Raw genomic sequence first — 3,549 nt, 5'->3', positions numbered from 1 at the left:
GTTTACGCCGTTGTCTTGGTCGCTCTTTATTACGTCGTGGAGTTTGATCCAGTTGAATCGTCCGCGTAGTTTGTTGTAGCTAACACAGTAGGCTTTGGCTTGCAAATCATCGGCTTCGAGAATTATTACAGAGATTTTTGTCCAGCCGAGTTCTTTTGCGATAGTCCAGCGGTGTTCTCCATCGACTAATTCGTAGCCTCCATCAGCCATCAATCGAACTACAATGGGCAGGGTTTTTTCTGGTCCGGTTTGGTGCATACATTGTTTTAGGGCTTCTTGGTCTTGTGGGTCCATAAAGTTGGCGTTCCAAGGGTTAGCTCGGATTTGGTCAAGTCTAAGGTTCAAAAGAATCGAACTCCTTGTCAAGGTACTCTCCAAGTTTTAGGGCGGCGCACTCTTTGGGCAGGGGCGGGGCGACGCGTTTTAGAGTTGTAGTTAATGCGGATAGTTTGCCGGTTCCGTTTTTTGTTAAGTTGGCAAATTTTTGCAGGTGCAAGCGGTTGGCGAGGAGTTTGTCTGCAGCAAGTATGGCTGCGGCTGCAACTATTTTTGGTCTACAACAGACTACGATGCCATGGTTTTTGTGGATCATTTGGAGGGCGTATCTGTTTAGGATGCTGGCGTAGGCGTTGTTTATGATGTGTTTGTTTACAAGCAGGTTTACAGTTTTGTTTATGTGGGCAGTGATGAGGTTTGTGTCGGGGATGCGGTTTTGAGTTTTTATGAAACGGTTAGCGCGGTTTTGGATTTTCATTAAATTTACGTTGCCTATTAAGGGTGTTATTTGTTGGGTGTATTCGTCGTAGCTTAGGGGGTGGTTTTGTTGTTTTAGGGCGTCCCATATGGCTAGGGCGGTTAGTTGGGTGGCGGTGAGGCGAATCTTTTTGGGGTTTTGACGTCTCATGGAACGGCGTAATTTGACTACATAGTTGAGGGCCATTTGTGTGGTGTTGTTTGGTAGTGTTAGTGTTTGTACTATCCATTTGGTTTCTTTGGCTATGGTTCTTTCTAGGTATTGGTATGAGTCAATTTCTGTGCCTACTGCGATGCTTGTGAATATTATGGGATTAGTTTGTGGGTGTTTGGGTATTCGGTCGGCGGGGGGTGTGAATGCTATTGTTTGTTGGATTACTAGGCCACAGTTTCTGCATACTAACTCTCCAGTTATTTCATCATGTAGATGGTTTGTTGTGTTGCATTCAGGGCAGGGTCTTGTTTCACACAAGGGGGTGCACCTCCAGTAGAGTTGGGGTTTTGTTTTGCTTGGAGTTTTTTTGATGGAGGGTTGTTTGATAGTTTTTTGTTAAATTTTTTTTGTTTCTTTTTTTAGGCATATTTTTTACCTTCGGGCTTGCAGGCGTTGCTGTTTGCCTTATAAGCCCGTAAAGCGTACGCTTTTAAAGCCGAAAAAAATTATTTCACTTTCGGAAACAGACCCTTTACCGTATTGATGTTTCAACATTGACATTATGACAGGGGAGTTGCTGTTAACGTGACTTTAGGGTTAAGCTAAAAGGGTTGCTTGTTTACATGCCTGCGTGTATGACGCTGTGAGGAATAACTTGCTAAATCGTCTTAAGCCACGCAATATACAAATTTTCTTGTTAAGCAGTCAAATTATTTATCCACAATTCCCGATACATCATGTTTGTGGGGTTTATCTTTAAGTGCTCCTTTAGAGGCACTTTAAATGGTTAGGCGTTTCTGTTTGTGGTGACTAGTTTGACTGAATATGTTACAGTTGATAAACAGTTGTTAAAAGATATTTTAGAGGAGGTTGGCAAGTTGAGAAAACTTGCCGACACGCTCCTCCCTGATATGACTATTGATGTTGTTGAAGAAGAGGGGGAGGCTTGCTCTGCTGAGTTTGTATTAGAACAGAAAGCACATCTTCAAGCTTAGCTATTCTATCTTTAAATTCTCCTGCTTCTTTTTCACGCGCTTTTTCTGTTTCTCTTTCTTTTTGTTTTTGGTTTGCTTCTAATTTTAGAGCTGTCTCTTTATCTAGTACCATACCACAGGCGGTGCATCTCATTTTACCTATAGAGTTTTTGTTACCGCATCTTGGGCAATCAGTTAGAGTTATTACCCCTGTGTCTTTAGTGGCTGTTTTTAGTCCGTGGAGTTCTAGTATTGCGCTTTCTAAGTCTCTTGCAGAAAAATGCACATACCGACTAGTCATTTTACTACCATATGTCCAACCAGCAAACTGTTCGAGGCGGGCTTCGGTGAAGACTTTTGCCATGGCAGTTAGCGAAGTATGACGGTAAAGGTATGGCCATATGTCTTTTGTTATGCCTGCGTTTTTGGCTAAGCGTTTGATTATCATGCGAAAGTGTCGATAGCTTAGACGTTTTCCTAGATGATTGCGGTCTAAGGCACACCAAAGAGGTGCATCTATATCACGTCTATTGGGGTGATCGTCTAACCATTCTAGTATAGGTTTGCAGGAGGTGACTAAAGGTATGTGTTTTATGCCTGTTTTTCCGTTTGCGGTGATTAGACAGTATTCTTCTTTGAATAAAACACTACTTATGTGCATGGTTAAGAGTTCACCTGGCCTGAGGGCGGCTTCAAAGAGTACGTATACCATTGCTTTGTCTCGTTTATTGGTGGTGGCTTTTATGATGTTGGCAAAGTCTTCTTGGGTGAGAAGAGTTTCAGGGGTTACTCTGGGGGATGTTTCTTTTAGAGTTAGGCTTATCCAGCTTACTTCTTTGGGTAGAGAGGTGCCTTTGGTGCAGCTGCCTTTTTTGGCGTATTGGATTAGTTTGCGTAGAATTAGTTTTTTGTCGTGTTTGGTCCAGGCTTTTTGTTTGCTGTTGTTTATTTCGGCAACGATTGTTTCAACTTCGGGTTTGGTTATTGTTTTAATGTCAGTATTTATCATGCGTAGGAGTGGGGGCAGGTGGGTGGCGTATTTTGTTACGCGCGCAAGTGAGAGTCCTATGGCTCCTAGATGGTTTAGAAATTGTAGGGATGTTTCTCCGTTTGGGAGTTGTTTTATGTTACGTTTGTGGCGTGTGAGTCTTTGTGCGTAGTCGTGTATTGGTTCTTCATTGTGAGTGGTCATGTTCTTATTATTTTCTGGGACTTTAAAAATGGCTGGAGGAGAGGCTTCGGACTCATAGTGCTGGAGCCTTCGGCGGGATTTGGACCCGCGACCATTACCTTACCAAGGTAACGCCCCACCGGGCTAGGCTACGAAGGCAAATTTTCTCACTGCTCACAAACAACATACAATAATAAATAAAGAGCTTACGGTCCCGCAAGGGTTGCTATACATCAAAATACACCAAAAAAGCCCCAAGCGTTGCATGTTTGAGGGCAAATAAGTATTTAGGGATGCAGAGCAATGCATACACTAAATATGTGCAGGGGTCTCCAAGCCAGGTCAACGGAGTAGGGCTTAGGACCCTATCGCGCAGGCGTTCGTGGGTTCGAATCCCACCCCCTGCACTCTTTATAAAGAAACTGCAGTGGGTTTGTCCAAATGGCGATAGGGCCAAAACAATGACTTTTTAGTACTTCTTTTTACGGAATAATTTG

General features: G+C 43.2%; 3 protein-coding genes and 2 tRNA genes. 1 reads left to right on the top strand and 4 read right to left on the bottom strand.

The window, feature by feature from the left end; translation table 11 throughout:
• The 4 genes from FWF39_RS12110 to FWF39_RS12095 all read right to left on the bottom strand — a co-directional run.
• A partial coding sequence (locus FWF39_RS12110; protein WP_343383692.1) for a ParB/RepB/Spo0J family partition protein occupies positions 1 to 345 on the bottom strand: 345 nt, incomplete at its 3' end.
• Positions 335 to 1,225 (bottom strand): TFIIB-type zinc ribbon-containing protein, encoded by an 891-nt coding sequence (locus FWF39_RS12105; RefSeq protein WP_343383691.1) that lies wholly within the window; start codon positions 1,223 to 1,225, stop codon positions 335 to 337. The genes FWF39_RS12110 and FWF39_RS12105, both read right to left, overlap by 11 nt.
• Positions 1,226 to 1,822: 597 nt before the next feature.
• Entirely contained in the window at positions 1,823 to 3,073 is a 1,251-nt protein-coding gene (locus FWF39_RS12100) for a tyrosine-type recombinase/integrase (RefSeq protein ID WP_343383690.1), read from the bottom strand.
• A 61-nt stretch (positions 3,074 to 3,134) separates the two neighbouring features.
• Positions 3,135 to 3,211: transfer RNA gene (locus FWF39_RS12095), tRNA-Thr, on the bottom strand.
• Positions 3,212 to 3,374: 163 nt separating this feature from the next.
• Between FWF39_RS12095 and FWF39_RS12090 the strand changes: the two genes are divergently transcribed.
• Positions 3,375 to 3,459: transfer RNA gene (locus FWF39_RS12090), tRNA-Leu, on the top strand.
• The last annotated feature ends 90 nt before the right edge of the window (positions 3,460 to 3,549 follow it).

Source organism: Candidatus Bathycorpusculum sp. (genome assembly GCF_009778815.1).
GTDB classification, from domain to species: domain Archaea; phylum Thermoproteota; class Bathyarchaeia; order Bathyarchaeales; family Bathycorpusculaceae; genus Bathycorpusculum; species Bathycorpusculum hydrogenotrophicum.
This window is presented reverse-complemented; position numbering and strand designations above follow the sequence as displayed.

What these genes read in the sequence shown, in the direction of transcription:
- FWF39_RS12100 (WP_343383690.1), bottom strand. Translation starts at nt 3,073, where the DNA reads ATGACCACTCACAATGAAGAACCAATACACGACTACGCACAAAGACTC.